This is a genomic window from Streptomyces sp. NPDC041135 (assembly GCF_055592085.1).
The window spans coordinates 1-14,709 of record NZ_JBVIYZ010000052.1; the positions used below are offsets into that span (position 1 = coordinate 1).

The window sequence follows — 14,709 nt, forward strand, 5'->3', positions numbered from 1 at the left end:
TGGGTGGCATCGCGCTGCGCGCGATGCAAGCGAACACCCGCGCTGCGCGCGGGTGTTCCGCTCCCGCTCCGCGGGAGCGGGAGCGGGAGGCTGCGCCACCCGCACACTGTGCTTGCTGCGCAAGCACAGTGACGGTCCGTCCGCTGCGCTCCCGGTCCCGGTCCCGGTGGGACCCTGTTCCACTGCCAGGCCTCCGCTTCGCTCCAGCCTGGCCGGCGGGTCCGCTGCGCTCCCCCGCCTGACGGTCCTTCCGGCTGCGCCTCCAGAACCCTGTGCCCGCTGGCGCGGGCCAGCTGGCTGGCTGCCAGCGGGAGTGTGGGTCTGGTTTCAGCGTCGTCTTCTGAAATAACCGTGCTGATGCAGCTTGTAGAGGATCACTGGGGCCAGGACGAGCCACACGGCCAGGAATGCCCATTTAAGCCATGGGGGGCCGTCCGGCCTGGTGCCTTGGGCCAGCTCTGAGGCGGCCAGGCTGAGTCGAGTCATGCATCTCCAGTGCCCAGCCCGCAGGCCAACACGCAGCCTGTGCACCGAGTTGCGAGGGCGGGGGCTTGCGGGTCGCTCGTTCGTGGGAAGCGGAGGGCGGGTTGCCGGGGTCCCGCCTGAAGGTTGTGTCTGGGGCTGGTTGTCTACAACGTGCCGTCAGCGATACGTTCGGCCGCGTCCTGCGCGACCTCGTTCGCGATGCGCACGCCATGTCTCTCGCCCGCGGCCAGGAGAGCCGCCTTCACCTCCGGCGCCGGTCTGCCAGCATGCGTCGTGCGGATCTCTGTCAATGCCTTCTCATACCGCGTCACCTGATCCTGGATCCAGGGCACGGCCTTCTCATAGTCGAAAGCATCAGCCACACGGACAACCTACCTCAGTCAACCGATGCTTCATTCTCTCTTCCGGATTGGCTCTGGACTGGACTTGCACCGCTGGCTCGTCGTGTCGCCGAGCGGTGAAGCTGTGAGGTGCATCCGACAACGCCGCAAAGCAGGACACGCCGCCCCTCCCCCGCCGTCATGGACGGCCCTGTCCCGCGAGTCGAGGGGAACGCCACGAAACGCTGTCGACACGGCACTCAGCGCGTCGCCGAGGCCGGCATGCCGGTGCGCCCGGGGGCAGCCAGTACCGGAGGTGCTCCGTCACTACTGGGGCGCAGCGACGTGGGGGTCTGGTCGCCGGTCGCCGGTCGCCGTGGCGCGGAGTCCGGCAGGTTGTGCCAGCCCGAGCCGCGAAAGTCCCAATCGCGTCCAGGCCGCGCCGCAAAGGGGACGTCTCAGGGCCGGTTCACCAGCTGGGGGCGGGGGTGTAGGCGCTGACGAGGTAAAGCGCCTCGTCATCGACCGCGGGACCACAAGACCAGGGACGCGACGCACCCAATGATCACGCGCCCCGGGCGTCCTGGACGCCGAGGCCGTCCTCGCGCCGCACGGCGTCATACCACCCCGAGCACTCCCTCGGTCGGGGCGTCCTCGTACTTCCAGATAGTCCCGGGCGTAACCGTCCCGGGCCTTCTTCGGCCGGATGCGGGCGAGATGGCCCTTGGCGTCCAGGTCCAGGGCGGCGAGGACGGCGACTACTGGATCGGGTACCGCGACCTCGCCGGCGCCGGGATCGGCGTCGTTCACCAACTCGGCATTGACCAGCTCCACCGGCTCCACTTCGGTGCCGTACTCCGCTTTGGTGGTCGTCACTCGTCTGGCTCCACGTTGTCGGCTGGGACGGCGGTAGTCACCCAGCGCAGGACTTCCGCACGCCTGCTGTCGAGCGGCTTCGGGTGCGGCACCTGACGCGACCGCGTTTCACTGGCGGTTGGTGTTCTCGCGTGACAGCGCCTGCTGCAGCATCTCGCGGGCACGGGTGACATCTTCACTCGCTTTTTCCAGCTGTCGCAACGCTTCATCAAGCAGTGCGGATGCTTTGGCAACCTCGACGTCTGCCGCGAGCGGACCGTCCCTTTTGGGGAAGTTCTTCGAAATGAGCCGTGCGGCGTCCCCGGAGCCGAAGTGGTACAGACCCCCCTTGTTCCTCCGTGGGACCGCCGGCTCTGTTCCCGCATCCTGGCTCGAGTCGAACTCCGCCGTGACGACGTGCGCGTCGTATGCGACCGCGGCGATGCCTGACACGCGCTCGGCGGCAAGCCGCTGCTCGGCCTCCACATACCGGTCGGACCACTCCGCCAGCAGCGCCTTCCAGGTGCGGGGCCTCAGGCTCTTGTACTTGGCGACCGCGTCGACGATGCCCTGCACCGTGCTGTGGGTGGGCATCCGCTGGCCGCTGAGCGCGCCCATGAACGTGCTCTTGCTCAGCGACCCCCACTCGGCGATGCGGGACACCGCTCCGTCGTCGCCCGCCGCGTCCTGCACGAACTCGCGCAGTGCTCCTACAAACTCTCTGATCGCCGTTGGCGCGTCGTCGGGGATGGGCTTCATCGGCCTACCGGCCATGGCGATGTACTCCTTCACCTGCGGCTTTCATTGTCTACATTGTCCCGTGTTATTGTCCCACAACATCGGACAATAAGTCCACGGCCGTCTCACCCGGGGGGTCCCCGTGCTCACGCTCGCTGTCGCCGCCGCCTCGTCTACCACGCCATGGGTCGTCACGGTCATCGTGTTGTCCTCGCTGCTGATAGGAGCGCTCGCCTACATGCTGCTGCGCCACCCCGCTCCGGGCGGGCCTGGCCTCGGCCCCCAGACCGCGCTGCTCTCCGCCGCCGGGGCCGCCGGAACGTGCGCATTCCTCCTCTTCGCGGCGTTCAGCAACCTGCACATCCTCTGAGACGGCGGTCCCGGCTGCGCTGGTCACCGGCCGCTCGTCCAGGGCGGCGACATGGCGGGCGAGCCGCTGATGGGCGGCTTGCCTGCTTACACCGAGGGCGGTGCCGATGTCGGCCCACGAGCTGCCGCTCCGCTGGGCAGCGCCGGCCGCGGCGGTACCGTACGGCGCGGATTCCACGGGCGGTCGGGCGACCGCGCGGCGGTGCGGTCTTCGGGGGTGGGGACGAGGAGGAGCACGGTGGCGGCCGCGGGGGACGGGCAGGTTGCGGGCATGACGGGAGGGGCGGGTCAGGGACGTCGAGGGCGTGCAGGCATGGACGAGCGGCTCCATCGAGGAGGCGTACGGCGGTTTCCCGGGCGGCCCAGCGGGAGCGGCTGACCGCGCTGCGCGTGCGGGGCGTCTCCCTCCCCGCGTCGGCCGCCGCCCCCGGCGGAGCTCGCCCCGGCGCCGGCCGACGCGGCCAAGGACCCGAGGAAGACCGTGAGCAAGGCTGAGGCGGCGTTCCAGCGGGGCCTGCGGTTCGGTTACAGGGAGGCAGTGATGCCGAACTGGTGCATCAGGTCGGTGAAGATCTCCCGGGCGCTCGCGCGCAGGTGGTCGTCCTCGTCGGCCGGGGTGATCAGTGCCGTGACGGGTTGGATGCGGCGAGGCCGGTGTGCGCAGTCGAGGACGGACCGGAAGCCGCCGTACTCGGTGATGACCGGCGTCAGGGGCACCGGTTCGGTGGTGGTGATGGTCGCGGTGACGTTCACGGAGCTGTCCACGCCGAGGTGGCGGGTGAGTTCGTGGGCGAGGGCGAGGGCGCCGCGGCAGCTGGCTCCGACGATGTCGGCATCGACGAGGAGGCCGTTGGCTGGGAGGGCTGGCATGGCATCGGAGTGCAGGACCCTCCAGGACAGGTTGACCGCGAGCACGGTGCTGCCGTCGTGGTGCAGCTCGGTGTAGATCTCCCGGCCCATGCGCAGGGGCAGCGTGCTGAAGACCCAGCGGCGCAGCCCTGGACGGGGGTTGGACAGGACGACCTCGAGCCGGTCAGCGGGCCCACGGCCAGATGGTTACGGGTCAGGTGCTGGGAGCGGGCGCGGGCGGTCGCGCACAGGTCGGGGGCCTTCTCCCGGGCGAGTGCCGGTGCGGTGCGGGGCAGGGGCCGTTCCAGGCGGGCGACGGCGACGAACCATGCACAGCCTTCAGCCTGATCGGCGAGGCAGGTGTCGAGGGCATGGATGAGGAGGCGGTCGGTTTCGTCCTGGGCGTGCTGGGCGCGCGTGAAGCGTTCACGGTAGGCGCGCTCGATCTGGTGCTCGGCCATCCAGGCGGTGTGATCGCGGTCGCGGTAAGGGGCGACGGCGGCCTGCTGGTCCTTGTCCTTGGCGGCGGTGCCGTAGACGTGGTTGGGGGCCATGGGGCTGGCAGGGACGTCGATGACGAGGAAGCTGAGCCGGCCGTCGGGCGAGGTGAGGGTGGTCAAGGTGAGGTCGGGCAGGTAGGGCTGGACGTGGTTGCGGATCCACTGGGCGTACTGCTGGGGGTTGACCTCGTTGGGGTCGATGCCGACGCGCCCACCGATGACGACCACGTAGGCGACTGACCACCGAGCCGCAGCCAGCCACCGCGTGACGGAGGGGATCGCAGCGTCGTCGGACGGCGCGACCCCCGAGCCGGACCCCGGGGACCTCGTGGCTGATCCCCCGGTCCCATGGCGTGTTGGGATCAGATCTGCCCGGCCGCCGCGGTGGTGAGCCAGTCGACGACTTCGGCGTCGGTCATCAGCACCGCCTGGGCCGGGTGGGCGTCGCCGTCCTGTACGACGTGGACGCGGCCCGGGAGCGGGCTGCTCTTCGGGGCGGGGTCCACTATCGGGGCAAGCCGCTGCCGGGACGGTTTCGACTGGGCCGCGTAGAAGCTCAACAAAAGCTCAGGTCAATCATGTTGGTCTTGTCGCCGGGCGGCTCCGGTCCCTCGTATGCTGTCTTCGCTCCACCTGCTCCTCCTCGAACTCGCCGACCTGTTTGCAGAGTTCGGCGGGCGGCTCCGGCGTTGTCGGAGTCGGCCATCAGTCGGCCCGCCTAGGGTCGACAGGAGGAGTAAGGAGGCAACAGCGATGACCGACATGCGCAAGCCGCACAAGCCGTGGTCCCCGTTTGAGAGGTGGACGATCGGGCTTGCCGCGGCAAGCCTGCTTGTGGGGATCATCGCCGTAGTGGGGCAGCTCTCCCAGTAGGGAGTGCGGAGACCGGTCGGACGGGCTGCTGGCCGTAAAACGCAGCGAGCCCGGTCGAGTCCTAGACGACCGGGCTCCTGCCTCACTGCACGAGGGCTCGTCTCTTGCCGGGGGCGGGCCCTCTTTGATGTGCTGGCCATCGCTGGTTGGCGATCCGGCGTCCAACACCGAAATCTGTACACCATGTCCGACGGTTGCCCTCAGCTTACTATTCCGGGGCCGCCCTCAAGCTAGTTTAAGAGGGTAATTGTCCCTGAGCTGACCAGCGAAAGCTTCGTCGTTGTGGTGCTCAGCCTCGCCCTCGCGGTGCGGGCCCAGCGAGCGCGTGGCGGTCGGTGGTGGCCGTGACGGCGTCCGTCTGGGTGAGCGAGCGGCGCGACTGCGCTGTCCGGTGACGCGGCGCCTCTACCGTGCGGCCATGGAACACACCCCGATGCCTGAGCCCTTGCGGCAGGCGGTTCACCAGCTCATTTCCGAAGTGGTGATGAACTGCCAGGAGGTACTGCGCTACACCGAGCCGGACATCGCACGCGACTGGAAGCGGATGACGATGATCCGGGCTACGGACGCCTCCGACACGATGGACATGGCCTCCATGCTAATCGCCGCCTACTGCCAGCGCACCGGCATGGCCATGGACACTCTGGCGAGGTACCTCCAGACCCGGCAGCAGCGCAGCCGGGCGGCCGGCCCGACGGATGCGGACCGCCACGAAGTGGCCGGGATGCTCGGCACGCCACTTCCCCCCGAGGGCGGCCAGGACGCGCAGAGGCAGTTCTCGATGGGCCAGGGGTACGCGGACGGCGGGCTGGTGTCCGAGCCCGACGAGCAGCGGCTGTTCACCGAGGCGTGTCTGCACGGGCTGCGGGCCCAGCTGTGTGACGAGGTCGAGTCACTGGACAGCTATTTGCCGCCGCATGTCGCAGCGCTCGCGCGGAAGGTCGCCAGCGTGCTGAAGGAACCGCAGTTGGCCACGACGTGACGGTGGGGGTCGCAGCGTCGTTGAACGGTGCCACCCCCGCCGGGCCCCGAGGGCGTCATCGCTGATCCCCCGGGGCTCCGTGGCGTTTGTGCGTGGGCGCTACTGCACCAGCGCTCCGAGGGCCTGCTCGGCCATCTGGACACCCATCGTGGCAGCCATGGTGGTGCCGGCCTCCAGGAGCTTGTCCTTGAGCTGGGTAGTGAACTGCCGCAGTCGGCCCGGTTCGGGGTTGTCCGACGTCGCTTCGTCGTGGAGGTCCTGGGCGACGCGCTCCAGCTCCACTCGGTCCGGCTCGGGCATGCCCAGCGTGCTGCTGACCTGTCCGACGTACCCGGCCAGCTGGACGAACAGCGTCAGGTCGACGCCGTCGGTGTTGTTCTGGGTGAAGTGCTGCTGCTCGCCGATGATGACGCCCTTGGCGTTCGGCAGGAAGTTGTTGTACGTGGTGCCGGTGCGCGCCCGGTTGGTATGGTCTTGCACGCTTCCTCCAGACAGGGCGCAGCTGACGCCTTCAGGGGTGATGGCGACCGTGGCGGGGTGGGTGTCGATGCGTTCGATGAGGTTGGGCTCCGCCAGATGGGCGAGCGCCTGGTGCAGGTCAGTCCCAGAGATCGCGGCACCGGCGAAGTAGGCGGTGGGGGCCGCCAGGAACAGGGACGGGTCGGTGGGCGACTGGTCGCCGGCGGTGTCGAACAGCCACCGCAGGAAGGCGTCCATGGTGTGGCGGAGCCTGGCGGCGCGGTCCTGCTGCAGCTTCTTCAGTCGGCTCACTGCGACGCGGCCTGCGTCGCTGAGGTGTACGTCGGGGGTTCCGCCCATGTTGCGTGCGATCTTGACCAGGTCGAGCTGTTCCAGCTCGAAGGCGAGCACGGACGGGTCTTCGCCGTCCAGCTGCTGTTCTTCGACGAAGCGGGTCACGTCGACGTAGTGCGCGGGGTTCAGCTGGGCCTGTTCGTCCAGCCACACCAGGAGCCGGGCCAGGATCGGGTTGCCTTCGACGGCGTCGCGGCCGGCCATGGAGACTCCTTCGGCAGTCGCGTCCGTCTGGATCGGCACGCGGATCGGATTCCGTCGGGCTGCGCGCTCGTAGCCCTTGACGATGTCCTTGACGTGTCGCTCGATCGCGCGCTGATCAATCCTGGGTTTGCGGGCCACACTGCCCTCCTGTCTCGGATACCTCACGACCAGCCTACGGAGAGGGTCTGACAATGGGCCGTCCCTTCCGCCGCCGTCATGACGGGTTGCCGGGCTGAGCCAGAGGGGCCAGTGCGGGTCGGCCGCACCAAGTGGGTCGACGTGTGCCGTCGCCGGTGCGGCGGCTCTCAGAACGTGGTGACGGTCGGAGCCTGCCGGAATCCGGCGGCGATCTCATGATGGCGGGCGGGCACCGTGTTCGGGCCGACGCGGACGTAGAACTCCGCGCGCTGTCCGTCGCGGTAGGCGTACATCTGGCCCCCGCCGGAGACCTCGATCACGAGGACCTTCTTGCCGTCGTGGTCGATCACGCGTGACTCGTAGGGCGGCGCTGGTTCCACGCTGTCCCGGATCATGCCGATGACCTGGAGTTCCTGCTTGTCAACGGTCGGCTTCTCGGGCAGGCCCACGATCTGTAGGTCGTCGCGGACGCCGATCAGGAGGGTGCCGCCGTCCTGTGATGCGAAGGCGGCGATGGTCTTGAGCATCTTCTTCCGGGAGTCGCCCTCCGGGACCTCCTGTTTGCACTCCAGGTGCTTTCCCTCTCCGTTAGCCAGGAGGATTTCCAGCTCCGGGCCGGGCTGCTCCCAGACGACCGAGACGTCACGGGCGTGCCCGTACGTGGGAGCCGGGAAGTGGCGCCAGTCCAACCACTGGTCCTCGCGGCGGAGCATCAGCAGGCTGTCGTACGCGAGTCCGTTGGGCAACGCGAAGCGGTAGGCGCCGGCGTCGTCGACGGACTGGAGCTCGTTGCCCGCCGCCCAGCTCAGCTCGAGTACCGCGCCGTCCAAGGCCTCGCCGTCGACGACGGCCGTCAGCAGGTCGGGCCCGATGGTGATCTGTGAGAGCCAGCCCGCACGCTGCGGTTGGACGATGCGCCACAGGTCCGAGCGGCCCGCATTGCGGTCGTGGGGGCGCTGGTGGAGAAGGGCGCTGAGGGCCTGGTCGAAGTTCAGGAACGAGGGGCCGTCCCCGATCAGCAGGTCGTGGCCGGGCTGGAGCGTGTTGGCGTCCCGGTTGATGGTCCACTCGGTGCGCGGCCACGGCGTGGTCACCCGGTCCCACTCCTGCTGGCCGCGCAGCCGTGATGTGGAGGCGCTGGAGGGCGCCGGGCCGGGGGCGACGACGTGAAGACCGTGGATGTCCTGTTCGTCGCCCCGCAGCAGCGCGGCAACCGTCGGACCGGGCAGGCGCAGGTCCAGGAAGCTCGCCGTGCTGTAGCGCCAGGCCCGCTCCGTCACCGGGGTGTCGTCGTCCAAGGTCACCTGGCCATGGTGCAGCTGCCACTGTTGTGCATCCGCGGCGATCAGTGCCAGCCGGACGTTCACGGCGGCGCGCTCGTCGAGCATCGCTACCAGTACGGCCGTGTCCGTCTGCCCGTTGTTCGCCATGCCCGGCTTCCCTCTCCCCGCAGTGTGTGGAGCCGAACCAGGCGCATCGCCACGGCCCGTGCTCCCGAGCAGGCTACGCCGGGGGTGGGTGAGCGGGAGCACGGGCAGTAGCGGCGGTGACGACGGCGGCCCGGGAGCGCTCACGACCACACCCCGGCCTGCTTCATGACGGACTCGGCCGTCGGAGGGCGCACGGGTCCTGAACGCGCTGGCCCAGCTGCCGCCGCTGCAGCGGCACGCCATGGCATAGGCCCAGGACGGCTTCACCGACCGGGAGATCGCCCAAGCGCTTGAGATGCGGGAAGCCGCCGGCCGGAAGAACCGGAGCCGCGCCCGGCTTCGACTGCAGCAGAGTCTCGGTGAGGAGATAGGGGGCCGCGATGAGTGAACACACAGTGCCCCGGGAGACAACGGTCCCCGAGGCTGACACCGTCCCAGGAGAGGGCCGCCCCACAACCGCCGATACACATCTGGATCAGCTTCTTGCAGCTGCTGACGAAGAACTGTCCCAGTGCCTCGAGGTGCCCTGCACCGTTCGAGCCCGGACGTCACCGAACGTCCATCAACGACACCCAGCAGTTACAGGAAGCCCTCGACCCCCCGCAGCACACCAGCGACCAGTTCCACGGTCTTGTGAGCATGACGGACGACGGCCCGTCTTCCATGGAGACCACACGGTCCAAGCTGGCGCCCACGCTCGGCTGGTCATCTCACGGCTCATCACCAAAGCACAAGACAGGATGGGCGAGGCGTTGCGTGGCGCTGTCGAGAGTGTCGAGGGCGTCGTCGAGGAGCACGGCGTGGAGGGTTGCGGCGGGGCTTTGCAGCGTCTGCGCGACGGTGGTCCAGGTCGTGTTGACGCAGCCGTGGATGTCGTTGAATGCATTTTCGATCATCAACTCGATCAGATCGGAGAAGACCTCGACCAGCCCCTCCCCGCCTGAGCCGCTCCCACCCGGATGGGCACGCTCATCACCAACATCACCGGATCGTCAGCCAGCTCGCCGACGGACGACTGTCGGCGACCGTTTCACCGGTGCCCCGAGCTCCCCGCCGCCGGGCTGCCTCCCAGCCCCGGAGAGGACAGCCCCACCAAAGTGATCAGAACAGGTCAGCCCACCGACCACCGATCACGCAACCCGCTCCTGGACAGCCACCCTCGCCGCGCTGGCCATGGAGTGGGCGGGCGCGGTGTCGGCCGCCGAGGCCCCCCCCCCGCGCGATCGGCGGCCCCGGCGAAGCGGCCGGTGCGGAAGCACCACGAAGAGTGCGACCAAGGAGCTGTACGAGGGCGGGACCTGTACCTGCGACCTCATTGAGCGGTAAAGACCGAACACCGAACGCGACGACTAGCTCGTTCTCGAAGCCATAGTTGTTCGACTCACTCCACATGGAAGGAGCGTAGTGCTCAGCGGCGTGCGCGCCGGGCGGCGGCCGTCGCCGACAACGGGGGAGCACGCGCGGATGCGCACGGGAAGCGCACATATGCCGTACGGGATGCCGGTGAACGCCGGCCTGGACCACCCCCGCCGCCACCGCCGACGAGGTCCACGTCCTGCCCGCACCGCCTTCCTCCGCCGAGTCGGGCATCGGCGTCTCGTGGAACCTTCCCTATGAGGACCTCGACCAGCTGTGGCCCCACCTCGGCCTGCGCAAGGACGCCCCCCGCGAGGTGAAGAAGGTCAAGCTGCGCGAGATGATGCGCACCCCGGCCTGGTCCGCCGCCCCCGAGTCCCTGCGCCACCGGGCCGAGGCCTTCCTTCGGGACGGCTGACCCTGCACGCCGCTACTCACCACGACGTCCCCGTCCCCATTGCCGCCGCCGGCTGAGCGCAGGCGGCTACGCCAGGCTCCGCAGGGGCGGATGCGCACCCCGCATCCGCAATGGGTTGCGACAGAAACCGTGAGTCCGGTGAAGATACGTCCATGGACGGTGCAACAGACGATGTGAACCAGGCGATCGCGGGCGAGTTGCAGCTCATGGATCCGCGTGTCCGAGCCTCGCGGGAACGCGCCGCGCAGCTTCTCGACCCGGAGTTCGTGGAGGTCGGCGGGTCGGGGCGGCGATGGACGTATGAGGAGATGCTCGCCGAACTGGCTGACCACGCGGGCAGTTCGGCGGATGGTCCTCGCTACGAGCCCTCGGAGATCTCGGGAGTGCTGCTCGCGCCGGGTCTGGTGCACCTGACCTTCGAGACCATGCTCGGCGAACGCCGGACCAGGCACAGTTCGATCTGGCGCAAGAGAGATCAAACCGCAGACTGGCGGATGTATTACCACCACGCCACACGCGTGCCGCCCGCAGTGGACTGAAACCACCGGCACCTCGCCGACGAAAGCGACACCTTGCCCACGACCGGCCCCGCCGGAACACCAACCGGCCGGGCGTCGTCGTCCCCCTTCGGCACTGTGGCTTTGTTGGCGAGTTACGAGAGCGCCTGTAGCTCAGCGTGGAGAGCGCCCTCTTCCACGGGAGAGTGATGTCGCTGAGTTTTGAGAGCGTCTGAGTGCTTGCCTCGGGACCATGGTTGTGCTCTGCACGGCGAGGGGTCCCGGGTGCTGCCGAAGTCCAAGGTCGATCTGTACGCGGCGATCCGCCGTGATGCGAAGGCTGGTCTGTCGAGCCGTGCTCTTCAGCGGAAGTACGGTGTCGGGTTCCTGACGGTACAGAAGGCGTTGACGTCGGTCTGGCCTGAGCCGCGCAAGAAGCTCCCGCCGCGGCCGACGCGGCTGGATCCGTACAAGTCGTTGATCGACGAGATGCTGCGGGCCGACCTGGATGCGCCGCGCAAGCAGCGGCACACGGTGAAGCGGATCTTCGAGCGGCTTCTCGACGAGCACGGTGCGGACGAGATCTCGTACCAGATGGTCCGTGGCTACGTCGCTGTCCGGCGTGAGGAGATCCGGCTCCAGGCCGGACGAGGTGTGGTGGAAGCCTTCGTCCCACAGACGCACAAGCCCGGAGCGGAGGCGGAGGTCGACTTCGGCGACGTGACGGTGCGGCTGGCCGGCGAGCTGGTGACCTGCTACCTGTTCGCGTTCCGGCTGTCCTACTCGGGCAAGGCCGTCCACCGGATCTTCGCCTCGGCCGGTCAGGAGGCGTTCTTCGAGGGCCACGTCCACGCTCTCAACACGTTGGGCGGGGTGCCGACCGGGAAGGTCCGCTACGACAACCTTAGGGCGGCGGTCGCCCAGGTGCTGGGGCTTCTCCCGGCATCGCGTCGAGGCTGAGCGCTGGACCGCGTTCCGCTCCCACTACGGACTGGAAGCCCTCTACTGTCAGCCCGGAATCCGCGGCGCCCACGAGAAGGGCGGGGTCGAGGGTCAGATCGGCTGGTTCCGCCGCAACCACCTCGTCCCAGTGCCCGAGGTCGCGACGCTCGCCGAGCTGAACGCGATGATCGACCGGTGGGACCAGGAAGACGAGAACCGCCGGATTCGGTCCCGTCCTCGCACGATCGGCGAGTACTTCGCGGCCGAGCAGCCGCTGCTGGCGCCGCTGCCGCAGGAGCCCTTCGAGACGGGTCGGTTCTTCACTCTGCGGGTCGACCGCTACAGCCAGATCAGCGTCCGCACCAACCGCTACTCGGTGCCGGTCCGGCTGATCGGCCGGAACGTCCGCGCGATGCTGCACGCCTCCGAGCTGGTGGTCTACGACGGCCGGGACGAAGTCGCCCGGCACGAACGGCTGATCGCCAAAGGCGGCACCCGCCTCGAACTGGACCATTACCTGGAAGCGCTTGTGCGCAAGCCTGGCGCCCTCCCGGGAGCGACCGCGCTCGACCAGGCCCGCTCCGCAGGCCGGTTCACTCCCGTCCACGACGCCTGGTGGGACGCCGCCGTCAAGGCCCACGGCGAGCGGGACGGCACCCGCGCGCTCATCGAGGTGCTTCTCCTCGGCCGTCACCTGCCGCACGAGCACCTGGTCACCGGCCTCGCCGCCGCCCTCAAGACCGGGGCGTTGACGGCCGACGCCGTCGCTCTTGAGGCCCGCAAGGCAGCAGACGCCGACACCGCCCCTGCCGCGGCCCCAGAACCATCAGCAGGAAGCCGGACCAGCATCGCCCCGCTCCCGGCTGCCATCCGTGCCCACCTGCCACCCGACAAACGCCCCCTGCCGTCCGTCGCTCACTACGACCAACTCCTGCGGTTCCGCCGCGACCGCCCCACACCCTGAAGGAGAACAGCGTGTCCATCCCCCGCCAGCGAGGACTCACCGAACAGGCCGCCACGGCCGCGATCGACCAGGCATGCCGGATGCTGAGGCTGCCCACCATCCGGTCCCAGTTCCCCGAGCTCGCCGAAACCGCTGGCCGCGAGCAGATGTCCTACCTCGGCTTCCTCTCCGAACTCCTCCTGGCCGAATGCGACGACCGGGCCCGCCGCCGGTCCGAGCGGCGCATCAAAGCCGCCGGCTTCCCCCGCGACAAATCGCTACGCAAGTTCGACTTCGACGCCAACCCCAACATCGACCCGGCTATGGTCCACACCCTCGCCAAGTGCGAATGGATCAAGAAGGGACTGCCGCTCTGCCTCATCGGCGACTCCGGCACCGGCAAGTCGCACCTGCTGATCGCGCTCGGCACAGAGGCTGCGATGGCCGGCCACCGGGTCAAGTACGTCCTGGCGACCAAGCTGGTCAACGAGCTCGTCGAAGCCGCCGACGAGAAGCAGCTGACCAAGACCATCGCCCGCTACGGCCGCGTCGACCTGCTATGCATCGACGAACTCGGCTACATGGAACTCGACCGCCGCGGAGCCGAACTCCTCTTCCAGGTCCTGACCGAGCGTGAGGAGAAGAACAGCGTCGCCATCGCCTCCAACGAGTCCTTCTCCGGCTGGACCAAGACCTTCACCGACCCCAGGCTCTGCGCGGCCATCGTCGACCGCCTCACCTTCGGCGGCAACATCATCGAGACCGGCACGGACTCCTACCGCCTCGCCACCACCCGAGCCCGCGCCGAACAGCAGGCCGCCAGCTGAGCGCTGAGCAGCGAGGAACCACCCGACCCTCAGTTCTCCATGAATCGCCGGCGCCAATATCCGCAAGCACTGAACGGCGTTGCCAGCACGGGCGTTGTCACGTTGTTGGCTGTGACTGCCTGACGGCGCGTCGGGGCAGGGTGGGCTTGGGAGCCGGGCCTGTGCTCAGGCCGCGGTGGGCAGGCTGGCGACGCCGGTGATCTGCTCCCAGACTGCGAAGCGGACAGTCATTTCGGCGCGGTAGTGGTGTGCGGGCATCAGGTGGCGGCGGGGTCGGAAGTGGGGCGAGATACCGCTGAACGCGGAGAGGAACCGCTGTGCTCCGCCCACGGAGCGGAAGCCCTTCATCGCCCGTTCGCGCTGCCTGGTGGGCTGGTGGCTGTTCTCCGCCCGGTTGTTCAGGTACTTCGACTGGCGGTGCTCGACGCAGGGCATGACCTCGCGGTGGGCGGCAGCGTAGGAGCGGAGCTTGTCGGTGACGATCACCCTCGGCACCGCGCCGGTCTTCTTCAGAAGTCTGCGGAAGAAGCGCCTGGCAGCGGCCTTGTCCCGGCGGTTCTGCACCAGGATGTCCAGGACATTGCCGTTTTGGTCGACGGCCCGCCACAGGTACTGCAACCGTCCGTTGATCTTGATGAAGACCTCGTCCAGGTGCCACTTGTCACCGGGCCGGGGCTGCCGGCGGCGCAGCGCGCCTGCGTAGGCCTGCCCGAACTTGGCGCACCAGCGGCGGATCGTCTCGTAGGAGACCGTCACGCCGCGCTCGAGCATGAGCTCCTCGACCTCGCGGAAGCTGAGCGGGAAGCGGTGGTACAGCCACACACAGTGGGAGATGACCTCGACCGGGTACCGGTGGCCCTTGTACGACAGCGACGCGCTCCCCACGGACGACCCTTCCCAGGCTGATCAACCAGAAGATCATCCCACCGGTCAGCCAACGTGACAGTGCCTGCGGCAGCAATAACCGCCACGGGACGCACCCGAAAGCCATGCCATCGGAGTCGGCCAAGCCAAGCGCACCATCGCGACCGGTCCACGATCCGCCGGCGACGTTCGCCACCGGTCACTCGGTCCTGAACCGTTCCGGGTTCGGTAGAGACTTCAGATTGTGGTTGTGACCTGGGGTTTCGTGTTGGCGAGGTAGTGGTTGGCCTCGTATTCAGCGGGTG

General features: G+C 68.6%; 14 protein-coding genes and 1 pseudogene. 7 read left to right on the forward strand and 8 right to left on the reverse strand.

What is annotated here, in order from left to right; genetic code table 11:
• Positions 1 to 629: 629 nt before the first annotated feature.
• A complete protein-coding gene (locus tag ACZ6CZ_RS36595; RefSeq protein WP_469030185.1) occupies positions 630 to 848 on the reverse strand; it encodes a hypothetical protein in 219 nt (72 codons plus the stop codon).
• A 942-nt stretch (positions 849 to 1,790) separates the two neighbouring features.
• Positions 1,791 to 2,453 (reverse strand): hypothetical protein, encoded by a 663-nt coding sequence (locus tag ACZ6CZ_RS36600; protein ID WP_469030187.1) that lies wholly within the window; start codon positions 2,451 to 2,453, stop codon positions 1,791 to 1,793.
• 88 nt (positions 2,454 to 2,541) lie between these two features.
• Between ACZ6CZ_RS36600 and ACZ6CZ_RS36605 the strand changes: the two genes are divergently transcribed.
• Positions 2,542 to 2,769 carry a hypothetical protein gene (locus ACZ6CZ_RS36605; RefSeq protein WP_469030189.1) on the forward strand — a complete coding sequence of 76 codons (228 nt, stop codon included), beginning with the start codon at positions 2,542 to 2,544 and terminating at the stop codon, positions 2,767 to 2,769.
• Between the two features lie 524 nt (positions 2,770 to 3,293).
• On the opposite strand, the gene ACZ6CZ_RS36610 is transcribed toward ACZ6CZ_RS36605, so the two are convergent.
• Positions 3,294 to 3,728 carry a hypothetical protein gene (locus ACZ6CZ_RS36610; protein ID WP_469030192.1) on the reverse strand — a complete coding sequence of 145 codons (435 nt, stop codon included), beginning with the start codon at positions 3,726 to 3,728 and terminating at the stop codon, positions 3,294 to 3,296.
• Positions 3,729 to 3,988: 260 nt separating this feature from the next.
• Between ACZ6CZ_RS36610 and ACZ6CZ_RS36615 the strand changes: the two genes are divergently transcribed.
• Positions 3,989 to 4,357: a hypothetical protein gene (locus ACZ6CZ_RS36615; protein ID WP_469030193.1), complete on the forward strand. Its 369-nt coding sequence runs from the start codon at positions 3,989 to 3,991 to the stop codon at positions 4,355 to 4,357.
• Between the two features lie 122 nt (positions 4,358 to 4,479).
• On the opposite strand, the gene ACZ6CZ_RS36620 is transcribed toward ACZ6CZ_RS36615, so the two are convergent.
• Entirely contained in the window at positions 4,480 to 4,677 is a 198-nt protein-coding gene (locus tag ACZ6CZ_RS36620) for a hypothetical protein (RefSeq protein ID WP_469030195.1), read from the reverse strand.
• A gap of 55 nt (positions 4,678 to 4,732) precedes the next feature.
• Between ACZ6CZ_RS36620 and ACZ6CZ_RS36625 the strand changes: the two genes are divergently transcribed.
• Positions 4,733 to 4,990: a hypothetical protein gene (locus tag ACZ6CZ_RS36625; protein ID WP_469030198.1), complete on the forward strand. Its 258-nt coding sequence runs from the start codon at positions 4,733 to 4,735 to the stop codon at positions 4,988 to 4,990.
• A gap of 418 nt (positions 4,991 to 5,408) precedes the next feature.
• Positions 5,409 to 5,972, forward strand: coding sequence for a hypothetical protein (locus tag ACZ6CZ_RS36630; protein WP_469030200.1), 564 nt, complete (start codon positions 5,409 to 5,411; stop codon positions 5,970 to 5,972).
• 99 nt (positions 5,973 to 6,071) lie between these two features.
• On the opposite strand, the gene ACZ6CZ_RS36635 is transcribed toward ACZ6CZ_RS36630, so the two are convergent.
• The 3 genes from ACZ6CZ_RS36635 to ACZ6CZ_RS36645 all read right to left on the reverse strand — a co-directional run bounded on the left by ACZ6CZ_RS36635 (position 6,072) and on the right by ACZ6CZ_RS36645 (position 9,453).
• Positions 6,072 to 6,989 carry a hypothetical protein gene (locus tag ACZ6CZ_RS36635; RefSeq protein ID WP_469030202.1) on the reverse strand — a complete coding sequence of 306 codons (918 nt, stop codon included), beginning with the start codon at positions 6,987 to 6,989 and terminating at the stop codon, positions 6,072 to 6,074.
• 305 nt (positions 6,990 to 7,294) lie between these two features.
• Positions 7,295 to 8,557, reverse strand: a complete 1,263-nt coding sequence (locus ACZ6CZ_RS36640; protein ID WP_469030205.1) for an AlbA family DNA-binding domain-containing protein — start codon at positions 8,555 to 8,557, stop codon at positions 7,295 to 7,297.
• 710 nt (positions 8,558 to 9,267) lie between these two features.
• Complete coding sequence (locus ACZ6CZ_RS36645; protein ID WP_469030208.1) at positions 9,268 to 9,453, reverse strand: hypothetical protein; 186 nt, start codon at positions 9,451 to 9,453, stop codon at positions 9,268 to 9,270.
• A gap of 1,030 nt (positions 9,454 to 10,483) precedes the next feature.
• On the opposite strand from ACZ6CZ_RS36645, the gene ACZ6CZ_RS36650 reads away from it, so the two are divergent.
• The 3 genes and pseudogenes from ACZ6CZ_RS36650 (at position 10,484) to istB (ending at position 13,540) form a co-directional block, all read left to right on the forward strand.
• Entirely contained in the window at positions 10,484 to 10,870 is a 387-nt protein-coding gene (locus ACZ6CZ_RS36650; RefSeq protein WP_469029845.1) for a nuclear transport factor 2 family protein, read from the forward strand.
• A gap of 246 nt (positions 10,871 to 11,116) precedes the next feature.
• A pseudogene (gene istA, locus ACZ6CZ_RS36655) lies at positions 11,117 to 12,734 on the forward strand (IS21 family transposase).
• Between the two features lie 11 nt (positions 12,735 to 12,745).
• Entirely contained in the window at positions 12,746 to 13,540 is a 795-nt protein-coding gene (gene istB, locus ACZ6CZ_RS36660; RefSeq protein ID WP_469030210.1) for an IS21-like element helper ATPase IstB, read from the forward strand.
• A gap of 165 nt (positions 13,541 to 13,705) precedes the next feature.
• Here istB and ACZ6CZ_RS36665 read toward each other — a convergent pair whose 3' ends face one another.
• A complete protein-coding gene (locus ACZ6CZ_RS36665) occupies positions 13,706 to 14,425 on the reverse strand; it encodes an IS6 family transposase (protein WP_469030212.1) in 720 nt (239 codons plus the stop codon).
• Positions 14,426 to 14,709: the final 284 nt, after the last annotated feature.

What these genes read in the sequence shown, in the direction of transcription:
- ACZ6CZ_RS36610 (WP_469030192.1), bottom strand. Translation starts at nt 3,728, where the DNA reads ATGGGCCGGGAGATCTACACCGAGCTGCACCACGACGGCAGCACCGTG.
- ACZ6CZ_RS36635 (WP_469030202.1), bottom strand. Translation starts at nt 6,989, where the DNA reads ATGGCCGGCCGCGACGCCGTCGAAGGCAACCCGATCCTGGCCCGGCTC.
- ACZ6CZ_RS36640 (WP_469030205.1), bottom strand. Translation starts at nt 8,557, where the DNA reads ATGGCGAACAACGGGCAGACGGACACGGCCGTACTGGTAGCGATGCTC.
- ACZ6CZ_RS36625 (WP_469030198.1), top strand. Translation starts at nt 4,733, where the DNA reads ATGCTGTCTTCGCTCCACCTGCTCCTCCTCGAACTCGCCGACCTGTTT.
- ACZ6CZ_RS36645 (WP_469030208.1), bottom strand. Translation starts at nt 9,453, where the DNA reads ATGATCGAAAATGCATTCAACGACATCCACGGCTGCGTCAACACGACC.
- ACZ6CZ_RS36630 (WP_469030200.1), top strand. Translation starts at nt 5,409, where the DNA reads ATGGAACACACCCCGATGCCTGAGCCCTTGCGGCAGGCGGTTCACCAG.
- ACZ6CZ_RS36615 (WP_469030193.1), top strand. Translation starts at nt 3,989, where the DNA reads ATGGATGAGGAGGCGGTCGGTTTCGTCCTGGGCGTGCTGGGCGCGCGT.
- ACZ6CZ_RS36650 (WP_469029845.1), top strand. Translation starts at nt 10,484, where the DNA reads ATGGACGGTGCAACAGACGATGTGAACCAGGCGATCGCGGGCGAGTTG.